The 20,508-nt window shown below is 32.8% G+C and carries 15 protein-coding genes; 13 read left to right on the top strand and 2 right to left on the bottom strand.

Annotated elements, in window-relative coordinates:
* Window positions 1-29 precede the first annotated feature (29 nt).
* The 13 genes from C8C83_RS11535 to C8C83_RS11595 all read left to right on the top strand — a co-directional run bounded on the left by C8C83_RS11535 (window position 30) and on the right by C8C83_RS11595 (window position 16,629).
* The gene (locus C8C83_RS11535) at window positions 30-1,175 is read left to right on the top strand and encodes an aminotransferase class I/II-fold pyridoxal phosphate-dependent enzyme (protein WP_121328714.1); all 1,146 of its coding nucleotides are present in this window, start codon (window positions 30-32) and stop codon (window positions 1,173-1,175) included.
* Window positions 1,176-1,268: 93 nt separating this feature from the next.
* Window positions 1,269-2,129, top strand: coding sequence for a prephenate dehydrogenase (locus tag C8C83_RS11540; protein WP_121328715.1), 861 nt, complete (start codon window positions 1,269-1,271; stop codon window positions 2,127-2,129).
* Between the two features lie 15 nt (window positions 2,130-2,144).
* Entirely contained in the window at window positions 2,145-3,227 is a 1,083-nt protein-coding gene (locus C8C83_RS11545; RefSeq protein WP_068842266.1) for a bifunctional 3-deoxy-7-phosphoheptulonate synthase/chorismate mutase type II, read from the top strand.
* A 305-nt stretch (window positions 3,228-3,532) separates the two neighbouring features.
* Window positions 3,533-4,510: a ribosome small subunit-dependent GTPase A gene (gene rsgA / locus C8C83_RS11550; RefSeq protein WP_132011754.1), complete on the top strand. Its 978-nt coding sequence runs from the start codon at window positions 3,533-3,535 to the stop codon at window positions 4,508-4,510.
* 161 nt (window positions 4,511-4,671) lie between these two features.
* On the top strand, window positions 4,672-5,124 hold the full coding sequence (dtd, locus tag C8C83_RS11555; protein ID WP_121328716.1) for a D-aminoacyl-tRNA deacylase: 453 nt from the start codon (window positions 4,672-4,674) through the stop codon (window positions 5,122-5,124).
* An 86-nt stretch (window positions 5,125-5,210) separates the two neighbouring features.
* On the top strand, window positions 5,211-7,118 hold the full coding sequence (locus tag C8C83_RS11560; protein WP_121328717.1) for a DUF3857 domain-containing protein: 1,908 nt from the start codon (window positions 5,211-5,213) through the stop codon (window positions 7,116-7,118).
* A gap of 15 nt (window positions 7,119-7,133) precedes the next feature.
* Window positions 7,134-9,149 (top strand): DUF3857 domain-containing protein, encoded by a 2,016-nt coding sequence (locus tag C8C83_RS11565; RefSeq protein WP_121328718.1) that lies wholly within the window; start codon window positions 7,134-7,136, stop codon window positions 9,147-9,149.
* Window position 9,150: 1 nt separating this feature from the next.
* Window positions 9,151-11,145 (top strand): DUF3857 domain-containing protein, encoded by a 1,995-nt coding sequence (locus tag C8C83_RS11570; RefSeq protein ID WP_121328719.1) that lies wholly within the window; start codon window positions 9,151-9,153, stop codon window positions 11,143-11,145.
* Window positions 11,146-11,147: 2 nt separating this feature from the next.
* Window positions 11,148-11,474, top strand: a complete 327-nt coding sequence (locus C8C83_RS11575) for a nucleotide pyrophosphohydrolase (RefSeq protein ID WP_012022600.1) — start codon at window positions 11,148-11,150, stop codon at window positions 11,472-11,474.
* 134 nt (window positions 11,475-11,608) lie between these two features.
* Window positions 11,609-12,832, top strand: a complete 1,224-nt coding sequence (locus tag C8C83_RS11580) for a 3-phosphoshikimate 1-carboxyvinyltransferase (RefSeq protein ID WP_121328720.1) — start codon at window positions 11,609-11,611, stop codon at window positions 12,830-12,832.
* 363 nt (window positions 12,833-13,195) lie between these two features.
* Window positions 13,196-14,245, top strand: coding sequence for a tRNA preQ1(34) S-adenosylmethionine ribosyltransferase-isomerase QueA (gene queA, locus C8C83_RS11585; protein ID WP_099709666.1), 1,050 nt, complete (start codon window positions 13,196-13,198; stop codon window positions 14,243-14,245).
* 269 nt (window positions 14,246-14,514) lie between these two features.
* Window positions 14,515-15,792, top strand: a complete 1,278-nt coding sequence (kynU, locus tag C8C83_RS11590) for a kynureninase (RefSeq protein WP_121328721.1) — start codon at window positions 14,515-14,517, stop codon at window positions 15,790-15,792.
* 390 nt (window positions 15,793-16,182) lie between these two features.
* The gene (locus C8C83_RS11595) at window positions 16,183-16,629 is read left to right on the top strand and encodes a YMGG-like glycine zipper-containing protein (protein ID WP_121328722.1); all 447 of its coding nucleotides are present in this window, start codon (window positions 16,183-16,185) and stop codon (window positions 16,627-16,629) included.
* Between the two features lie 58 nt (window positions 16,630-16,687).
* On the opposite strand, the gene C8C83_RS11600 is transcribed toward C8C83_RS11595, so the two are convergent.
* Entirely contained in the window at window positions 16,688-18,499 is a 1,812-nt protein-coding gene (locus C8C83_RS11600; protein ID WP_121328723.1) for a hypothetical protein, read from the bottom strand.
* A 394-nt stretch (window positions 18,500-18,893) separates the two neighbouring features.
* Window positions 18,894-20,456, bottom strand: a complete 1,563-nt coding sequence (locus tag C8C83_RS11605; protein ID WP_121328724.1) for a hypothetical protein — start codon at window positions 20,454-20,456, stop codon at window positions 18,894-18,896.
* Window positions 20,457-20,508 lie beyond the last annotated feature (52 nt).

Below are 20,508 nucleotides of genomic sequence, written 5' to 3' on the forward strand. Positions count from 1 at the left end.
AAAGCTTACGGCCTAAAGCAATAAAAAAAATGATTACAACAGCAAAAAGATTAGATACAGTTGAAGAATACTACTTCTCGTCAAAATTGAGAGAAGTTCGTCAACTACAATCTGAAGGAAAGTCTATCATCAATATGGGAATTGGAAGCCCTGATTTGAGTCCGTCGAAAGCAGTAATTGAAGCGGTTGCCGCAGCAATTCAAGAGGAGAATGGGCATGGTTATCAAAGCTATCAGGGATTACCGGAATTGAGAAAAGGGATGGCAGATTTTTATCAGAATCAGTTTGGTGTTGAATTAAATCCGAATAATGAGATTTTACCTTTGATGGGTTCGAAAGAAGGAATCATGCACATTTCGTTAGCTTTTTTAAATGAAGGCGATCACGTTTTAATTCCGAATCCGGGTTATCCGACTTATACATCGGTAACAAATTTGGTTGGAGCGGTTCCGGTTTATTATGATCTAAAAGAAGCAAATGCCTGGGAACCGGATTTTGAAGCTCTTGAAAAATTAGACCTCTCGAAAGTAAAAATTATGTGGCTGGGATATCCGCATATGCCAACAGGAGCGAGAGGAAGTTTAGCGTTATTTGAAAAATTGGTTGCTTTTGCTAAAAAACACAACATATTATTGATCAACGACAATCCGTATAGTTTTGTTTTGAATGATAATCCAATGAGTTTATTGCAGGTTGAAGGAGCAAAAGAAGTGGCTTTAGAATTGAATTCACTTAGTAAAACATTCAACATGGCTGGCTGGAGAGTTGGAATGGTTTTAGGAAATCCTGAAATTATCGATGCAGTTCTAAAAGTAAAAAGCAACATGGACAGCGGAATGTTCTACGGAATTCAGAAAGGTGCGGTTGCAGCGTTGAATTGCGATAAGTCTTGGTTCGAAGATCAAAACAAAATTTACAGACGTCGCAGAGAATTGACAGAAAAACTAGCAGAGAAATTAGGTTGCAAAGTTTATAAAGAAGGAGTTGGGCTTTTTGTTTGGGCAAAACTTCCAGAAGGAATTGAATCATCAGAAAAGTTCATTGACGAAATATTATACGAGAAACACATTTTTATCACACCGGGAACGATCTTCGGGAGTAATGGTGAAGGATATATTAGATTCTCGTTGTGTGTGAAAGAAGAAAAAGTACAAGAAGCGATAGACCGATTTTAGAAGTCATTGCGAGGAACGAAGCAATCTCATTTGCTGAGTCAATTGTTAGTGTGGTTGCTTCGTTCCTCGTAATGACAAAAAGAAAAAATAAATATGAAAGTATACGTAATAGGAATAGGGTTAATAGGAGGTTCGATGGTGCTGGACATCAAAGATCAACATCCAAACGCAACTATTTTTGGAATAGATAATAACGAAAAACATTTGCAGGAAGCAATTGATTTGGGTGTTATCGATCAGGCAGGAAGTTTTGAAGAATTGGCTGATGCTGATTTTGTAATTGTTTCGGTTCCGGTGGATGTAGCGCTGGTTGTTTTGCCAAAAGTGCTGGATTTAGTAGGAGATAAAACGATTGTTTTTGAAGTAGGATCGACTAAAAAACCAATTTGTGATGCTGTTGCAAGTCACCCAAAAAGAAGAAACTTTATCGCAACGCATCCAATTGCAGGAACGGAGTTTTCAGGACCTTCGGCGGCGATAAGAGGTTTGTTTAAAGGAAAGACAAACATAATTTGCGAAGTGGAAAAAACCACTTTTAAATTGCAGGAAAAGGCGTTACAGCTTTTCAGCGAAATTGGAATGAGGATTCGATATATGGACCCAACTTCGCACGATAAACACATTGCTTACGTTTCGCATTTGTCGCACATTAGTTCGTTTATGCTTGGAAAAACGGTAATGAATAAGGAAAAAGACGAGCAGGATATTTTTGATATGGCAGGAAGTGGATTTGAAAGTACCGTACGTTTAGCAAAAAGTTCTCCGGCAATGTGGACACCAATTTTTAAGCAAAACAAAGAACACGTTATCGAAACATTAGAAGAATATATTTCAAATCTGAGTCGGTTTAGGGATTTGTTGAAAGATGATAATTACAATGCCATTTTTGAAGAAATGGAAAGCACAAATAAAATTAAAGAAATATTAAACGGATTAACAACAATTAAAAAATAAAAACTAAAAATTAAGATGGAAAATAAGAAAGAAATGAGAAAGTGGTTAGAAGATTTCAATTTAAATCACCCACTTGTGATAGCTGGACCATGTAGTGCAGAAACAGAAGATCAAGTATTGAAAATTGCTCACGAATTGAAAGATTCAAAAGTTAGTGTATTCAGAGCTGGAATCTGGAAACCAAGAACGCGTCCGGGAGGATTTGAAGGTGTTGGAGAAATTGGTTTAAAATGGTTGCAAAAAGCAAAAGCTGAAACTGGTTTGTTAATGGGAACTGAAGTTGCAACTGCAGCTCACTGTAAATTGGCTTTAGAACATGATATCGACGTTTTATGGGTTGGTGCTCGTACAACTGCAAACCCTTTTGCTGTTCAGGAAATTGCTGATACTTTGAAAGGAACTGATAAAATCGTTTTGGTTAAAAACCCTGTAAACCCAGATTTAGCTTTATGGTTAGGTGGTGTTGAGCGTTTACACATGGCTGGAATCGAGAAGTTAGGAGTTATTCACAGAGGTTTCTCTACTTACGAAAAAACAAAATACAGAAACATTCCGGAATGGCAAATTGCTATCGAATTACAAAATAAATTCCCTGATTTACCATTAATCATCGATCCATCTCACATTACAGGAGATCGTAAAATGATTTTTGAAGTAACGCAAGAGGCTTTAGATTTGAACTACGATGGTATGATTATCGAAACGCACTACGATCCGGACAACGCTTGGTCTGATGCTGCTCAACAAGTTACTCCAGACGCTTTGAAACAAATCATTAAAGATTTGACGATTAGAAAAACGGATGATACTACAGATGAGTACAGTCAAAAAATGACTAAACTAAGAGCTAACATCGATGTTCTTGATGCTAACTTATTAGAGTTATTAGGAAAACGTATGAAAGTAGCTGACGAAATTGGTCAGGTGAAAAAAGATGCAAACGTAGCGATTCTTCAAAACAATCGTTGGAATGAAATCTTAGGAAAAATGATTCTTGAAGGTGAGAAAAAAGGTCTTACTGAAGAGTTTGTTTTAAGAATGTTCAAAGCAATTCACCAGGAAAGTATTGGTCACCAAGAGAAAATTTTCAACGCATAATTTTCTAAAAATATATAAGAGGTATAAGTTAATTTAAGTTTTATTAAAATTAGCTCTTAAGTTTTCTTATGTCACAATATTAAAAATAGATTGTTTTTTTTAAATCCCTATTTCTTCGAAAGAAGATTTGGGGATTTTTACATTATATAACATAGCCCAAGGTTTCAACCTTGGGAAGTGTAATGTTTGTTTTAAACCATTTCTTAAGGTTAAAACTGTGGGTTGTGGTTAAAATTATTCATTTATCTTTGCAAAGATTTAAGAGTGGAATCTAAACTCTAAAATCAGCAATCTAAAATTAAAGAATGACAGGACTCGTATATAAATCTACAGGAAGTTGGTACACGGTAAAATCTGAAAAAGGTGATTTTATAGAATGCCGTATGAAAGGGAAGTTTAGGATGAAAGGTATTAAAAGTACAAATCCTATTGCTGTGGGCGATATTGTAGATTATGAATTGGAAGAAACTTCAGATGCTGTAACGGGAACCATTTTTAATATTCACGAAAGAAAGAATTACATCGTTCGTAAATCGGTTAATTTATCGCATCAAATGCATATTATTGCGTCGAATATTGATCGCGTTTTTTTATTGATTACAATTAATAATCCACCAACAACCTTCAACTTTATTGATCGTTTTTTAGTAACTGCCGAAGCTTATAATATTGAAACTATTCTGGTATTTAATAAAATAGATACTTTTGATGAACCTACTCTTGAGGATCAATTGTATATGCAATATGTTTATCAGCAAATAGGTTATAAATGTCTTCGCGTTTCTTCGACTGAAATGAAAGGAGTTGAAGAATTAAAAGAAATGATGATTGGTAAAGTAAGCATGTTTTCAGGACATTCAGGTGTAGGGAAATCGACTTTGGTAAACGCAATGGAACCGTCTTTACATCTTAAAACCAAAAATATTTCTGAAGCCAGTAAACAAGGACAACACACGACGACTTTTGCCGAAATGTATGATTTATCTTTTAATGCAAAAATTATCGATACTCCGGGAATTAAAGGTTTTGGAATTGTTGATATGGAAAAAGAAGAAATCAGCGGTTATTTTCCTGAGTTTTTTAAATTAAAAGACCAATGTAAGTTTAACAATTGTCTACATAAAGAAGAACCGCATTGCGCTATTAAAGCTGCTTTAGAAAAAGACGAGATCGCTTGGTCACGTTACAATAGTTACTTAAAGATCTTGGAAGGCGATGACGAAAATTATCGTACGGATTCTTATGATGAAGATCGAAAAGCAAGTGACGAACTTAGAAAGTAATTGTTAATTATCAATTGTTGATTGTTAATTCCAAATCAAAAATTATCGACAAATTTTGACTGTAGAGATACATCGCATTGTATATAATGTTAGAATTTAAAATCTGTTTAATCCGTGTAATCTGTGGCCAATAAACTCCGCTGCATTAGATCAAAATAAAAATGAGAATTGTACTTCAAAGAGTTTCCGAGGCGTCTGTAACAGTAGAAGGCCAAAAAACAGCAGATATTCAAAAAGGATTATTGGTTTTAGTCGGAATTGAAGATGCCGACACTCAGGAAGATATTGATTGGCTTGTTGGGAAAATCATTAAAATGAGAATTTTTGGTGACGAAAATGATATAATGAACTGCTCAGTTCAGGATATTGATGGCGATATTATAGTTGTAAGCCAGTTTACACTTCATGCTTCTACAAAAAAAGGCAACCGTCCTTCTTATATAAAAGCTGCAAAACCTGAATTTGCGATTCCGATGTATGAAAATTTTGTAAAATCATTAGAAAAAGATTTTGATAAAAAAGTACAAACCGGAATTTTTGGTGCTGATATGAAGGTTAATCTCTTAAATGACGGGCCTGTAACAATTTTAATGGACAGCAAAAACCGAGATTAAAAAATAATTAGAGAAAGATTAAAAAATTCTTACACTAGTGTTAAAGGTTTCTAAAAATAATATATATTTGGCGAAATTACTTACTAATGAAAACTTCTGTTTTTGCGTTACTTTTCTTCTTTGTTACGCTTATTTCTTCTGCCCAAAAAGGCGAATATCCTGTTTCAAAAATCTCCGATAGTCTTAAAGAAAATGCCAATGCTGTAGTCCGTTTAGATCAAATGGATATTATTATTGCTTCACAGCGTAATATGACTTTGAAAACGCAGAGAGTTGTAACGGTTTTAAATGAAAAGGGTCTTGAGGATATCAATGCATTTCAGCATTATGATAAAACAACCGGTATCAAAAGTATCGAAGCAGTTGTTTACGATGAACTTGGTAATGAAATCAAAAAGATTAGAAAAAAAGATTTTAAAGATCAAAGTGCTGTTAGCGGAAGTACTCTTTTTTCAGATAGTAGAATAATTTATTTAGATTATACTCCAATTTCATATCCATTTACAATTATATATTCCAGCGAAGTCGAAACTTCAAACACTGCTTTTATTCCAAAATGGTATTTTTTAAGCGGTTATAATGTAAGTATAGAGAAATCCATCTTAAATGTTTCTTATCCAAATAACCTGGGATTTAAAAAGAAAGAATTTCAATTTTCTGATTTTAAAATAAATAAAACGGTAGACAGCGATACAAAACTTAGTTATAATGCTGTAAATATTTATGCCAGAAAAGGAGAAGATTACAGTCCTTCGGCAGAAGATCTTTTTCCTAAAGTTATGATGGGATTGGAGCATTTTCATCTAGAAGGTGTAGACGGAACTGCGACAACATGGGAAGCATTTGGTAAATGGTACAGCGAAAAAATTCTTGCGGGAACAACAGTCTTACCCGAAGAAACTGTAACGAAAATAAAAGCCTTGGTTGGTGATGAAAAAGATCCAATAAAAAAAGCAAAAATTATCTACGACTATGTTCAGAAAAAATCAAGATATGTAAATATTGCGATTGGTATTGGAGGCTGGAAACCTATGCTTGCTTCTGATGTAGATCGATTGGGATATGGAGATTGTAAAGCATTGTCAAATTACACAAAAGCACTTTTACAGACAGTCGACGTTCCTTCGTATAATACTATTTTATATGGAGATCGTTACAAGTCGAATATCCAATCTGATTTTGTTTCGATGCAGGGAAATCACATGATATTAGCAATTCCAAATGGAAATAATTATACATTTCTTGAATGTACAAGTCAGGATGATCCGTTTGGGTATCAAGGTACTTTTACAGACGACCGAGATGTTTTGGTTGTTAAGCCAGAAGGAGGAGTAATTGTTAGAACTACAATTTATGCTGATCCGGGTAATACACAAAAAGATAAAGGCTTTTATACTATTGATGAAAATGGAAATTTCTCCGGAGCAATTTCTGTTATTTCAGAAGGTTCACAATATAGTTCTAAAGCACAAGTTGAAACTTTACAGCCAACAGAAAAAGAAGCTCATTACAAGAAATATTGGGATAATATCAATAATTTGAAATTGGGGAAAATAACTTTTACAAACGATAAAGAAAATATTCGTTTTACAGAAGATATTCAGGTTAGTGCAATAAGTTACGCGACAATTTCTGCTAATAAGATGATTTTTGCAATTGATGCGTTCAATCAAAGTTCAGGTAATGTAAAAAGAATCCGAAATAGAAAGAATCCATTTCAAATTCAACGTGGTTATTTAGATACTGATGAAATCGAAATTAATCTGCCAACAGGTTTTTCCATTGAATTTTTGCCTGCAAATTTTGAACTAAAAGGCAAATTTGGAGAATACAAAACCGAAATCATTAAAAAAGAAAATAACAAACTGACCTACAAACGCTCTATGTTTTTAAATAAGGGAAAATATTCAAACAAAGAATACGATGAATATCGCCTTTTTATGGAACAAGTGTCAAAAAACGATAATGCCAAAATTATATTAACCAAGAATTAATTAAGAACTAATCAAATGAAATTTATTAAACTTTTTAGTCTTTCAATCCTTTTGTTGTTTATCTCAAAAGTAACAGCACAAGAATTTAAATTAGGAAAAGTATCTATTGCAGAACTGGAACAAAAAGTGCATCCTAAAGATTCGTCTGCAGTTGCCGCAATATTGTATAAAAAAGGAGAAGTAAGAATTGAATACGATCAAAATGAAGGATTTGTCACCTTCACAGATGTTGAAACCAGAATTAAAATTTACAAAAAAGAGGGTTATAATTGGGCTACTCAAGCAGTTTGGTATTATAACCAAAGTAGTTTTAAGGAACGAGTGTTTTTTACAGATGCGGTTACCTATAATTTAGTAAATGGTAAAATTGAAAAAACAAAGCTTAAAAGTGATGGTACTTTTGATGAAGTTTTAAATAAATATAGAGGGCAAAAAAAGATTACAATGCCTAATGTTAAAGAAGGATCTGTAATTGAGTTTAGATATACAATTAAATGTCCAAGTGACAGAATAATCAGAGATTGGGATTTTCAAACCTCTATTCCAGTAAATTACTCTGAATTTTCGACTTTTATTCCTGAATATTATGTTTTTAATTTAAGACAAAAAGGGTATATTTTTCCTAAAACTACTACAGTGAAAAATCCTAAATCAGTAGTGCTAACAAGCAAGGAAAGATCAGATAATGGGAATGTTTCTCATACTACTTTTTCAACAGGTAAGCTTGATTATGTAGAAACTCAAACGACATTTAAAGCAGTAGATTTTCCGGCAATGAAAGAAGAATCTTTTGTAAATAATATTGATAACTATCTTTCAAGTGTTGCACATGAATTATCGATGATAAAATATCCTAATTCAACAATGAAAGAATATTCAACAGATTGGAATTCGGTAGTTAAAACGATATACGACTATGATGATTTTGGACCTGAATTGAATAAAACAGGATATTTTGAAGATAATCTAAAAACGCTTCTGGTAGGAAAAAATACTCCTGAAGAAAAAATACAAACAATTTTAAGTTATGTACAATCCAATGTAAAATGGAATGGTTACATGGGCTATAGTTGTGATAGTGGAGTTAAAAAAGCGTATAAGGAAAAAACAGGAAATATAGCGGATATTAATTTAATGCTTACGGCTATGTTACGTTATTCCGGTTTAACAGCAAACCCGGTTTTAGTAAGTACACGTTCAAACGGAATCGCGCTATTCCCAAATAGAAATGCTTTTAATTATGTAATTGCAGCAGTTGAAACAGAGCAGGGAAATATTTTAATTGATGCAAGTGAGAAATTTTCTACTCCAAATGTCTTGCCTTTAAGAGTTTTAAACTGGTCTGGAAGATTGATTAGAAAAGATGGTACATCTCAGGAAATTGATTTAATGCCAAGTAAACCATCGAGCGACAATGTTTTCATGAATTATAGTATTGATGCTGACGGTAAAGTAACCGGAAAAACCAGAAGACAAAGTACAGATTATAATGCGATGATTACCAGAGATAATATGAGTAGTGTAAAAGAAGAAGAATATCTGGAGAAGCTTGAAAATTCAAATAATAAAATTGAGATTAGCGAATATATCAGAACAAACGAAAAAGACATTTTGTTGCCAACAATAGAAACATATTCGTTTACAGGAAATAATTTGTGTGAGGTAATTGGAGGGAAAATCTATGTAAGTCCAATGTTGTTTTTTACTAATGATGAAAATCCATTTAAACAAGAAGTTCGTGAATATCCGGTAGATTTTAGTTATCCTTTTTTAGATAAATATAATATTACAATTCAAATTCCAGAAGGATTTGCTGTTGAAACTTTGCCTGCACCGGCAATTCTTAATATGGAAGATAATTTAGGAACTTTTAAATTTAATATTGCGGCCAGTGGCAATGCATTACAGTTGAGTATCGCACATCAAATAAATGATGCTGTAGTTTCTGCTGAAAAATATGAAATGCTAAAAGAATATTACAAAGTAATGATTGCCAAAGAAACAGAAAAGATCGTTTTAAAGAGAATATAACATGAAATCTCAAAGTATAGTAATCGTTTTTTTATTTTCAATTTTAAGTGTTTCTAAAATAAATGCGCAAAATCAGGAATTAGGGAAAGTTACTATTGCTGAATTACAGGAAAAAGTACATCCAAAAGATACTACTGCTCCCGCAGCAATTTTATTCAAAAAAGGAAAAACGTTTTTGACTTACAACAAAGACAGAGGATTCTCAGTAAACAACATTTATGAATTTAAGATCAAAATTTATAAAAAAGAAGGACTGGATTGGGCAAATCAAAAAGTACGTTTCTACATTGGATATGAAAGTCTAAATGAAGACAGAGTAGACTTTTCAGATGCCGTAACTTATAATTTGGAAAACGGAAAAATTGTAAAAACGAAACTTGACAATCAAGGTAGTTTTACAAAAAATATAAATAAATACTGGAGCGAAAAAATAATAACGTTACCAAATGTAAAAGAAGGCTCAATAATAGAATACAAATATGTTCTTAGATCCGAAAACATTGTTAAGCTTCCGGATTTTCAAATTCAGTATGATGTTCCGTTAAATTATTTCGAGTATAAAACCGAAATTCCGGAAATGTATATTTATAAACCAATTTTGATTGGCAGACAACCCATTGTTACTGATTCTAAATTGATTAATGCAGGTCAGAGTTTTGAAAACGAACACAATCAAACCGCCAGACTTTCGTACAGACAAATTAATTCGACCTATTCAGGAAAAGATATTCCGGCACTTACAGAAGAACCTTATGTAAATAACCCTGTTAATTACCGAGGATCAATTCAGCATGAATTAGAAAGAATTAGATATGTTGATCAGCCGGATAAAGATTATACGGTTACCTGGGAAGGTGTAGCAACAACAATTTTTAAAGATGAAAATTTTGGAAAAGAACTTAATGAAAGAAGCTTTTTCCTTCAGGATGTAAAGCGATTATTAGCTAATGTTGAAGCGCCAGGCGAAAGGTTAGATATCATCTTCAAGTTTGTTCAGAATAAAATGAATTGGAACGAAACCAGAGGATGTTATACAGATAAAGGTGTCGTAAAAGCTTATAAAGATCAGACTGGAAATGTAGCTGAAATCAATTTTATCTTGATTGATATGCTTAAAATTGCGGGTATAGATGCAAATCCGGTTTTAGTAAGTACAATCGAAAACGGAGTTCCTGTTTATCCAACACGTACAGGATTTAATTATGTAATTGCCGCTGCCGAAATCGACGGAAAACAAATACTTCTGGACGCAACTAATAAATTTACTGCGCCTAATATTTTACCATTCAATGTTATAAACTGGAAAGGAAGATTGATTAAGAAAGATGGCACTTCGCAGGAAATTAATTTAGATCCAGTTATCCCATCTCGTGAAATATCCAGTTTGATGGTTAAGATGGATGCCAAGGGAAAAATGGAAGGGAAAGTTAGAATTCAAAGAACAGACTATGACGCTTATAATTTTAGAGTTCGAAATGCAGACAAGAACGAAGAAAGCTATCTTGAAAAATTTGAAGAAGAATTAGGAGGTTTAAAAATTTCAAATTATACCGTTGAAAATAAAAAGACAAATTTATCAGGTCCGGTTTTAGAGACTTTTGCATTTACTTCAGAGAATCAATCGGATATTATAAAAGATAAAATTTTTATCAATCCGTTATTGTTTTTTACCAGAAGTAAGAATCCTTTTAAACAGGAAAACAGGCAAATGGCTATTTATTTTGGATATATTACAATGGAAAGGTTTGCTGTAAATTTAGAAATTCCCGAAGGATATATGGTAGAGTCTTTACCGGCTCCCGTTCGTGTTACCTTAGGAGATAAAGAAATAGTATTCTCACTGAACACTTCAAGTGATGGAAATAAAATTCAAATTTTGAGCACAAAAGAAATTAACAGTAGTATTTTTGCAGCTGACGCATATCAGGGATTAAAAGATCTCTTTCAGAAAATGATTGCAAGTCAGAACGAAAAAATTATTCTTAAAAAAATTTAATCATGGATTTGAAAAATGCACAACTTGATGTTGATACCTGGATAAAAGAACACGGAGTTCGCTATTTTAACGAATTGACCAATATGGCGCAGCTTACAGAAGAAGTTGGTGAAGTTGCCAGAATTATTGCACGCAGATATGGTGAACAATCTGAGAAAGAAAGTGATAAAAATAAAGATTTAGGAGAAGAATTAGCTGATGTTGTTTTTGTGGTTTTATGTCTTGCCAACCAAACAGGAATTGATTTACAAGCTGCTTTTGATAAAAAAATGGACTTAAAATCAGTTAGAGACAAGGATCGTCATAAAAACAACGATAAATTAAAATAATTGTGAAATATCACTCATAAGCTTTGAATTATGAGTTTTGAATTTTGAATTATGAGTGTGGAGTGGTAAATTGCGTGGCGAATTACGTTTCTAATCATTCCTAATTCATAAATATACAATTTACAATTAAAAAAATGAATTTACTACTCCAGACAACTCAACATAATTTACAAGGACAAATTGCTGTAACAGGATCAAAAAGCGAGACAAATCGTTTATTGTTGTTAAAAGCATTGTTTCCAAATATTACATTGGCAAATACTTCAAATTCTGATGATAGCGAAGTAATGCAAAAAGCCTTAATAGGCAATGACGAAATTGTTGACATTCATCACGCAGGAACGGCAATGCGTTTTTTGACAGCTTATTTTGCTGTTAATGAAGGTCGCGAAGTAGTGATGACAGGTTCAAGCAGAATGCAGGAACGCCCAATAAAAATTCTAGTAGAAGCTTTAGGACAATTGGGAGTTGAAATCTCTTATGAAAAAGAAGAAGGTTATCCGCCAATTAGAATTAAAGGAAAAAAAGTAACCGCTTCAAAAGTTACTTTGGCAGCAAATGTGAGCAGCCAATATATTTCGGCACTTTTACTTGTAGCTTCAAAATTAGAAAATGGTTTAGAATTGACATTAGAAGGAGAAATTACTTCCATTCCTTATATTAAAATGACTTTGGCTTTGCTAAACGATTTAGATATTCAAACCAGTTTTGAAGGAAATGTAATTAAAGTTTTTCCAAAAGCTGCAGTTGAAACCAAAGAAATGGTTGTAGAATCAGATTGGAGTTCAGCATCTTACTTTTTTAGTTTGGTAGCTTTGGCTGATACAGCTTCAATCACTTTAAGCAGTTACAAAGAAAATAGTTTACAAGGAGATTCAGAATTAGTGTCGCTTTATGAAAATCTGGGAGTGAAAACGACTTTCCAAGACAATAAAATGACTTTGGTGAAACAAGAAAATTTTAAATTCGAAACTGTAAACTTTGAATTAAATAATACCCCAGATATTGCACAAACTATCGTGGTAACTTGTTTAGGTTTGGGAATTGGCTGTCATTTAACGGGTCTTCATACTTTAAAAATCAAAGAAACAGATAGACTGGAAGCTCTTAGAATCGAGTTGACAAAACTAGGAGCAAATATTTCTGTTACCAATGATAGTTTGACTTTAACAGCTTCAGAAAATATCAATCATAATGTAAAAATTGCCACTTACAACGATCACCGTATGGCAATGGCATTTGCACCATTAGCTTTAAAAGTACCAATTATTATTGAAAATGCTGAAGTAGTTTCTAAGTCATACCCTGATTTCTGGAACGATCTAAAAGAATTAAACTTCCAAATTTCAGAATTGTAAAAATTTTAAATCATATAAGTGATATAAGTTCATTTAATAAAATGAGCATAATTTAAATAGCCCCTAGTTTTAACTAGGGGTTTTGTTTTTTGATTCTATCTAAAATCTTTGGATTTAGCCAAATAAAAACACATACATTTTTTTTAAGAATCTGGATTAAATGAACTTATATTACTTATATGGTTAAAAAAAGGATAAAAACTCCATTTTTAATCAACGCCAAGTAGTAGCAAATCAGCGACTTTTGAAAATAAACATCAAAACACTTGACAACGCCTATCTCACAGTCGTATATTTGCACACGATTAAAAATCAGGTATTCAAATAATCCGGATTGAAATCTATAACTCATAACTTTCTCAAATGAAATTATCACATTTTCAGTTTAATTTACCGAAAGAACTTTTAGCGGAATTCCCGGCAGAAAATAGAGACGAATCTCGTTTAATGGTAATCGATCGTCAAAAACAAACTATAGAACATAAAATGTTTAAAGATGTTATCAATTATTTTGATGACGGAGACGTTTTGATTCTTAACAATACTAAAGTTTTCCCTGCACGTTTGTACGGAAACAAAGAAAAAACAGGAGCAAGAATTGAGGTTTTCTTATTAAGAGAATTAAATTCAGAGCAACGTCTTTGGGACGTTTTAGTTGATCCGGCTAGAAAAATCCGTATTGGAAACAAACTTTATTTTGGTGACGACGATTCATTAGTTGCTGAGGTAATTGACAACACGACTTCTCGTGGTAGAACTTTACGTTTTTTATATGACGGTTCTTACGAAGAATTCAGAAACAAATTGACAGAACTTGGAGAAACTCCAATTCCTAAATACATCAATAGAGAAGTAACTGCAGAAGATGCTGAAAGATACCAAACTATTTATGCAAAAGAAGAAGGAGCTGTAGCTGCACCAACTGCTGGTTTACACTTCTCGAAACACCTTTTGAAAAAATTAGAAATCAAAGGAGTTAATTTTGCAGAAGTAACATTACACGTTGGTTTAGGAACTTTTAATCCGGTTGAGGTTGAAGATTTATCAAAACACAAAATGGATTCTGAGGAATTGATTATTAATCAGGAAGCATGTGATATTGTAAATGCTGCAAAAGCAAGCAGAAAACGTATTTGTGCTGTTGGAACAACTTCAATGCGTGCAATTGAAAGTTCTGTTTCTTCTCAAAATACTTTAAATCCTTATGAAGGATGGACAAATAAATTTATTTTCCCTCCTCATGATTTTAGTATTGCAAACTGTATGATTACAAATTTCCATACACCAAAATCAACATTATTAATGATGATTTCTGCTTTCTGTGGACATGATTTAATGAAAAGAGCATACGAAGAAGCAATCAAAGAAGGATATAAATTCTATTCTTACGGAGATGCAATGTTAATTCTTTAATTAGAATTTATCTTATAAAGAGAACCCGACAAGTTTTAAAACCTGTCGGGTTTTCTGTTTTTTAATAGTTTTGTTCCAAGTTCGTTATGAAATATTAAATGCAAAGCTTCGCGAACTTAGCGTTTGTAAACGTTAAACTAGATAAAAGTCCTTTGCTCCCGATAGCTATCGGGATTGCGGTTAAATCTCCAAAGCATATCAACGCAAAACTTAAAACATGAAACAAAACAAACAAAATTTGTTATTTTAGCAGACAAAACAAAAACACGATGACTTTTCAAAATACACGCGAATTTGCACGAGAGCTTGATTCGCAAGACACATTAAATCATTATCAGGATCAATTTATTTTTCCAAAAGTAAATGACAAACGAGTTATTTATTTTACAGGGAATTCTCTTGGATTACAGCCAAAACGTACAAAAGCTTACATAGATGAAGTAATGAACGATTGGGCAGATCTTGCAGTCGAAGGGCATTTTTATGCGAATAAACCATGGTGGGATTATCAGGAAAGATTTGCAGAACCATTGAGTAAAATTGTTGGTGCCTTGCCATCAGAAGTTACGGTAATGAATACTTTGACCGTAAATCTTCACTTATTGATGGTTTCTTTTTATCAGCCAAAAGGGAAACGTTATAAAATTATCTGTGAAGAAAAAGCATTTCCTTCAGACCAATATATGTTTCAGAGTCAGGTTCATTTTCACGGTTATAAAACAGAAGATGCAATTGTAGAAATTAAACGTCGTGAAGGAGAACATAATATTCGCCTTGAAGATGTTCTGGCAAAAATTGAAGAAGTTGGTGATGAGCTGGCTTTAGTTTTAATTGGTGGAGTAAACTATTATACCGGACAAGTTTTCGATATTAAAACAATTACTGAAGCAGGACAAAAAGCCGGAGCAAAAGTAGGTTGGGATTTGGCACACGCTGCCGGAAACATCAAACTAGAACTTCATGATTGGAATGTAGATTTTGCTGCTTGGTGTAGTTATAAATATATGAATTCAGGACCAGGAAATGCTTCTGGCTGTTTCGTTCACGAAAAACACCATAATAATCCTGACTTACCAAGATTTGCAGGTTGGTGGGGACACAATAAAGAACGCCGTTTTAAAATGGAACCTAATTTTGATCCCGTTCACGGAGCAGATGGCTGGCAGATTAGTAATTTACCGGTTCTTTCTTTAGCGCCGTATTTAGCCTCAGTAGAAATGTTTGCAGAAGTTGGAATGGATGCTTTGATCAAAAAAAGAGATCATATTACTTCATACTTAGAATTCATATTACACGAAATCGATAAAGAAGTAAAAGGTAATTTCGAAATTATCACACCTTCAAATCCAATAGAAAGAGCGTCTCAATTGTCTGTTTTTTTACACGGAGAAGGAAGAAGTTTATTCGAATACTTAATGAAAAACGGAGTTATTACAGATTGGCGTGAACCAAATGTAATTCGTTTAGCACCAGTTCCTCTTTATTGCTCTTATGAAGATATGTTTGATTTTGGACAAATTCTGAAAAAAGGAATTTTAGGGAAGTAAGTTAGAGCAATTTCTCGCAAAGTCGCAGAGTCGCAAAGTGTTTTAAGGCAGTGCCTAAGTGCTGTTTGTCATTTCGACGAAGGAGAAATCACACACGAAATTCCGTACCTAGAATCGCCAATCTTTGTCGATTTTCTAGTGTGATTTCTCCTTCGTCGAAATGACATAAAATGAGGAAAAACTTTGCGACTTTGCGGCTTTGCGAGATTTTTTATGCGGATAAAAGAAAAATCTGCTTAATCTGCAAAATCTGCGAGAACAAAAAAACGTCTCATCCACGTCCCAATTCATTACAATCTTTAAATTCTGTAACCATTTGATAAAATCATGTAACTTCATCAAAAGAGATCTCCTTTACTTTGTAGTGTAATAATTTTAAAAACTACAATCATGAAAGCCTTATATATTTTATTCGCCGCTTTATCAATTGTTTCCTGTCAAAACCAAGGACAAGGAAAAGAGGATATCAATAAAGCAAAACAAGCTAGCATTGATTCAATGAAAGTCGAAATAAATAGACAGAGAGTTATTGATTCGATGCGAACAGAGATGGCCAATTTGAGAGAGGAAAGAAGTCAAGAAAAAAGAATTGAGTCTCAAAAAGTTGTAGTAGTACACCAACAAGCTGATGGAACTGCAACAACAACTACAACCAAAAAGAAAGGTTGGAGTAATACAGCCAAAGGAGCCGTAATTGGCGCCGGAGTTGGAGCTGTTACCGGAGCTGTTATCAGTAAGAAAAAAGGTGAAGGAGCTATAATTGGTGGTTTGGCCGGAGCTGCGGTTGGTACCGGAACAGGAGCAATCCTTGACGGAAGCAAAAAGAAAAAAGAATAGATTTAAGTCTACAATAATAAAAATCCCGATTCAAAACTTTGAATCGGGATTTTGTTTTTTATGCCACTTTTAAAATTGGAATATTAATTTGGGCTAATTCTGATTTATAAAATTCAAAATCTCTTTTTATTTTATTTAAGTCTTCTTTAAAGTAAATAGCAGGAGAAAGCAAAGTTTGGTAGTATTCAATTCCATCCAGAATATTTGCTTTAAAAGTGTTCCATTTTTTTAGTTGTGCATTAGTGATTTCTCCCGAAATAGAATCAATTTCATTTTTGAAGTAGTCAATGTACATTTTTAATTCTTTCACAAAAACATTAGGTCTGTTTTCAGTTCTTAGAATCGATTTATTTCCATAAATATGACCCAGCATATCAGATAAAGAAACTTCGTGGTCAAAATAAGCCATATTTGGCCCTGGACAGATAACAACGCCTTGTGCTTGCCCTTTTATTTTAATATCATTTTCTAAATAGGCAGCATTGGCTAAACCTACGCACAAACATGATTTTTCGGTAATATCAAATTTTGCTTTTTCAAAAGCTTCGTGAGAAAGCGTATTTTTTATTGTTTCTAATTCTTCCAGTTTGTGATCCTGAAATTTTTTGGAAGCTGTACAAATCCCTTGCGGATCGTATTCTTTGCTTAAAGCAAGGAATTTTTTTGGACAAGAACTTCCGGCTTTATTTTGGTCGATCCTTTTTTGCTTTAAAATTTCGTTTGTAGTTCCTCTTAAAGTATTAAACGGAACTCCTAAAGGCGAGATGTGACTCAGATATAAATCTTTTTCTTTGGCATTCATCAATAATTCGCGAGTCGTTTGATCTACAGAAGTTGCTTCCGGAACCAGTAAAAATGGAGATCCCCAACCAATAGAATCTACTTTGTAGTTTTCTAGTAAAAACTCATGTTCCTCAGCAGTTCCTACGCCGCCCTGAACTGTAATTTTAAGAGGTAAAGGATTCTCTGGCGTATAAGCTTGTTTTTGCTGTAATACTTTTGTCATCAATTCATGTGCAGATGAAATAAGTTGATGCTTTTTTTGTTTAAATTCTTCCATAATTGGACCTAGTAAAAGTCCGTCTGTAGCAAAAGCGTGTCCGCCGCAATTTAATCCTGATTCAATTCGATATTCAGAAACCCAAAGTCCTTTTTTGGCTAAAAAATTTCCCTGAATCATTGCAGATCTAAAATCACTTACTTTTAAAATGATTTTCTTCTTAAGTTCATTATTAGAATTTGGAAAGAAATCTGGGAAGTTTTCAAAATAGCTATATAATCTCGGATTCATCCCTGCCGAAAGTACTACTGAAGATTCCAGATTACTGTTTGCAAAACCTCTTAAAGCGGCATGAGCATCATTAAATTCGATAGGAAGTTGTTCATTTTTGTCGAAATTATCTTTATCCAGTTTTGTCATGATATTTACATCAATTAAACCTGGTGAAAGATGCGATTCAATATAACTCTGAATGTTTTCTTTAAAAGAAATTCCATCATCCAACAAATTTTGAAAACCTTTTTTAATGTCTGAAGTATTGGGCAACATTGCAATATAATTTTCTACAGCGGTTTTGCTTTCGATTAACTCGGTTTTAAAGCTCTCGAATTTTTGCTTGACAATTTTGTCAACCAGATTAAGATATGAAGTGATTCTTTGCGCTCTGTAGTCATGAAATTTCTGACTGATCTCTTCGTAGGGAAAATTAAATTTCGTACTATAAAAATTACGCATCTTTTCAATCAAATCATCATCGGCAATAGAAACAACAGATGAAATACCGTATTGCGCTACTTTTATTGGGCTGTCAATTGTATAAGCGAGTCCCATTACAGGAATATGAAAAGTGTGTAAAGGCTTTTTTGTCATTTGTTCTAAAATTAAAATGGAAACAAATTTTAGAAAAAGAAATTACTTAAAACCTGATAATTATCAGGTTTTTAAAATGTTATATGAGGTTTTTTTTGCCACGAATTTCACGAATTTACACGAATTAATTTTGTTGTGTCATTAACTTTGTCAAAGTTTAAAACTTTGACAAAGGTTTACGTAATGCTGTTAACCTCAATCTTGTCATTTCGAAGAATGAGAAATCACACTAGAAACTCCGCAATCTAAGTCGACAATCTTTGTTGAGCTACTTGTGTGATTTCTCATTCTTCGAAATGACAAAGATTAAAAGGAATAACAGAAAAAAGAATTCGCGTTAATTCGTGAAATTCGTGGCAAAAAAATGTTCGTGCAGAAGAAAATCAAATCAAAATCAAATCAAAATCTTCTTCAAAGACTCCGCAATGCTTCTCCATAAAAAGTTGTAAAATGATTTTTCAGGAATACGATCCAGTTCAACATCTGCTTTTTTGCTTTTGTCGCCGGAATCATTTTTCAGTAATAAATTGGCGACGGCAGTTTTTAATTTTGCCTCTTTTTCGCGATCGTTCTTCTTGAATAATTTTACTTTTAAATCTTCATAATCAAGTGTTGCATTTCCTTTGGCGTTATTATCATTTCCATAGAAATTAAAGTGATATTTATTGAATTTTCCTGTAAAAGAAGTATTTATGTATGGCTTTGTAAAACGTTCCATTGCCACAACGTTAAAATTCGAGATAGTTCCCTGAATATGAAAACTGTCTTTTTGATCGAGTACATTAAAACTCCAATTGACATTTAAAGGCGATGTTTTCATAAACTGACAATTCACTTTTATCTTAACGTCCGGTGCTTTTGTTATACCAAAACCACTTTTAAGATTCGTCACTTGCATGTTAAAATGATCGAAATTCAAAATTCCGGGACCTTTCGAGAAATCAATTTCTTCTTCATAAACCAGTTTTGATTTAAGAATTTGAATAGTATCAATTTGAAGCGGAAACTTAATTTTTCGCAGTAAAGCGTTATAAAGATATTTTTTACTCAAATCATCTTTCGGGATTTTGTTTCGATAGATATTAGCGTCAACATGATTGGCAACGATTGATTTTGCTTTAAAAAAGAAACGTTCATTTTTAAAACCCCAATCCATTTTTTCAATATCGGCGGAATCCAATTTTATCGTGTAAATGTCTTTTTCTTTGTTTAATTTCTGAACAAATTCTTTGCGATTAAATTCAGGCAAATAAGAGAAATTCCGAATTCTTAAAAAGCGATTTTCGGTGCTGATTTTACCAATATTCAAATGATAAAATGCATTTGGCTTATAATATAGACTATCACAGATTAAAACATATTTTTCAAAATGCATTGGAATTTTCTCTTTCAGTGTGGCATCAGAAATTAAAATACCTTCCAATTTCAAAATAATATTTTTGATGCTAAGAATTGGTTTGTCGTTTTTTAATGAAACCACATCGACACTTCCTTCATTTAAATAAATATTTGAAACAGCAATTATTTTGCGGAATGGCTCGATTATTTCGGTTTTAATACTTTTGCGATTATTCAAAAGCTTTTCATCTTTTTTGTACAAGATTACTCGGGCTTTATTAATTGTGATACTTTCAGCCTGAATGATATCGCGAAAAGCTAAATCCCAAATATTAAAATGTTTGATTGTAATGGATTCAATCTTCGAAAAGATTCCGGTTTTTATTTTACTGTTTTCCAATTGATTTTTTGGATGTACCAATAAAGTTTGGGCATAAATATTTCTGGACCAAAGCGACACTTCGATTTTTTCATAATTAATGTGATAAGCCGTTTTGTTTTTCTGGTCTATAATAATGGGTAATTGTTTTTTTATCCAATAATTAAGACCAATATTGACTAAAATCACAAAAAGAAACAAAGAAATTATGCAGATTGCTATTTTTTTATAGATAGACATTTATAGTATTGATTTTAAATACATAAATTTAGACTTTTAAAAGCGGTGTTTC

Origin of the sequence: Flavobacterium sp. 90, from assembly GCF_004339525.1 — a bacterium.
Lineage (GTDB): Bacteria > Bacteroidota > Bacteroidia > Flavobacteriales > Flavobacteriaceae > Flavobacterium.

Bases quoted from the DNA above. Each gene is read 5' to 3' on its own strand.
- C8C83_RS11535 (WP_121328714.1), top strand. From the start codon at position 30: ATGATTACAACAGCAAAAAGATTAGATACAGTTGAAGAATACTACTTC.
- C8C83_RS11540 (WP_121328715.1), top strand. From the start codon at position 1,269: ATGAAAGTATACGTAATAGGAATAGGGTTAATAGGAGGTTCGATGGTG.
- C8C83_RS11545 (WP_068842266.1), top strand. From the start codon at position 2,145: ATGGAAAATAAGAAAGAAATGAGAAAGTGGTTAGAAGATTTCAATTTA.
- rsgA (WP_132011754.1), top strand. From the start codon at position 3,533: ATGACAGGACTCGTATATAAATCTACAGGAAGTTGGTACACGGTAAAA.
- dtd (WP_121328716.1), top strand. From the start codon at position 4,672: ATGAGAATTGTACTTCAAAGAGTTTCCGAGGCGTCTGTAACAGTAGAA.
- C8C83_RS11560 (WP_121328717.1), top strand. From the start codon at position 5,211: ATGAAAACTTCTGTTTTTGCGTTACTTTTCTTCTTTGTTACGCTTATT.
- C8C83_RS11565 (WP_121328718.1), top strand. From the start codon at position 7,134: ATGAAATTTATTAAACTTTTTAGTCTTTCAATCCTTTTGTTGTTTATC.
- C8C83_RS11570 (WP_121328719.1), top strand. From the start codon at position 9,151: ATGAAATCTCAAAGTATAGTAATCGTTTTTTTATTTTCAATTTTAAGT.
- C8C83_RS11575 (WP_012022600.1), top strand. From the start codon at position 11,148: ATGGATTTGAAAAATGCACAACTTGATGTTGATACCTGGATAAAAGAA.
- C8C83_RS11580 (WP_121328720.1), top strand. From the start codon at position 11,609: ATGAATTTACTACTCCAGACAACTCAACATAATTTACAAGGACAAATT.
- queA (WP_099709666.1), top strand. From the start codon at position 13,196: ATGAAATTATCACATTTTCAGTTTAATTTACCGAAAGAACTTTTAGCG.
- kynU (WP_121328721.1), top strand. From the start codon at position 14,515: ATGACTTTTCAAAATACACGCGAATTTGCACGAGAGCTTGATTCGCAA.
- C8C83_RS11595 (WP_121328722.1), top strand. From the start codon at position 16,183: ATGAAAGCCTTATATATTTTATTCGCCGCTTTATCAATTGTTTCCTGT.
- C8C83_RS11600 (WP_121328723.1), bottom strand. From the start codon at position 18,499: ATGACAAAAAAGCCTTTACACACTTTTCATATTCCTGTAATGGGACTC.
- C8C83_RS11605 (WP_121328724.1), bottom strand. From the start codon at position 20,456: ATGTCTATCTATAAAAAAATAGCAATCTGCATAATTTCTTTGTTTCTT.